This window comes from Streptomyces mutomycini (assembly GCF_001700505.1).
GTDB classification, from domain to species: Bacteria; Actinomycetota; Actinomycetes; order Streptomycetales; family Streptomycetaceae; genus Streptomyces; species Streptomyces mutomycini.
The window spans coordinates 1-1095 of sequence record NZ_MAPV01000354.1 but is presented as its reverse complement, the minus strand read 5'-3'; the positions used below and the strand labels follow the sequence as shown (position 1 = coordinate 1095).

The window sequence follows — 1095 nt, the reverse complement described above, 5'->3', positions numbered from 1 at the left end:
GCAGGCGACCAGGATCGCCTGCACCAGCCGGGACTTTCCGGCGCCCGTGGTTCTGAAGACGGCCCCGCGCTGGGCGTTGCCGGTCTTCGGGTCGAACAGGCGGAACCGCAACGGGGATCCGTCGAAGTACGTGCCGAGCGTGATCCGCCCGCGCCCGTCCATCGCCAGGTCGTCCAGGCTGATCTCCCGGACGTCCATCAACGGGTTCGTGGGGTAGACCCTGACGATCGCCTCGCGGCCGACGCCCTGCTCGAAGATGACCCGGCTGTAGTCCTCGACCTTCAGCAGGTCGCACAGCGCCTCGTGGTCGTAGCGCTTGATCCCGCCCGGCGGGGTCTTCAGCACGTACTCGCGCACATCCGACATCAGGTCAGCTCCTTGTGGGCCTCGTACGTGGTGGCCTCGATCAGCTCGACGCCGGGCATCGCGGTGGCGGCGATCTCCGCCCACACCTCTGCGTCGCTGTCGCCCGGCCCGTCCTCGACCTCGGCCGTCGGGCGCTGCCCGAGGACCAGGAGGCGGACGCCGGCGCCGCGGCCCGGTACGGGGCCGATCTCGATCAGCTCCTCCGGCAGGTCCAGCTCGGCGGACAGGCCGGGCTTGGAGATGTCGGGCACGGGCTGCCCGCGCTTCTGGGCGCCGATGACGATGGCCAGGCATCCCTCGCCCACCTGCTGGTGCTGCAGGAGCACCGTGCCGGGCGCGACGCCCCCCTCCACCGCGAAGCGCTCACCCCACCAACGGGCCTGCGGGGTGTCGTAGGTGGGGGCCGGTTCGACGGCGGTCTCCTCCGTCTTCTCGACGGCGTCGGCGAGCTCCTGGGCCAGCGCCTCGTCGACGAGCTCGCGGGCGGTCAGTCCGGGGCGCAGGTACCAGGTGGCGCCGGTCCAGAGCGCGATGGCTGCGGCCTGCAGGAGCACGGACACCGACCCCTCGGGGGCCAGGCGTTCACCGACGAGTACCGCCGCACAGCCCGCGTGCGGGGCGGCGTAGACGGAGATGGCCGTCCACCGCACGGAGGCGGGGGCGCGCAGGACTTGATGGTTCGCCGCGAGGCCGACGGCGGCCGTGGCGGCGATGGCGAGGGCTCCGGGG

1 protein-coding gene and 1 pseudogene are annotated in these 1095 nt (G+C 72.7%); both read right to left on the bottom strand.

What is annotated here, in order from left to right; all coding sequences use genetic code 11:
* Window positions 1-366 (bottom strand): annotated as a pseudogene (locus BFF76_RS30425) (DNA/RNA helicase domain-containing protein); the annotation flags it as partial.
* On the bottom strand, window positions 366-1095 hold a 730-nt coding region (locus tag BFF76_RS33215), incomplete at its 5' end, for a hypothetical protein (RefSeq protein ID WP_065849505.1). The gene BFF76_RS33215 and the pseudogene BFF76_RS30425, both read right to left, overlap by 1 nt.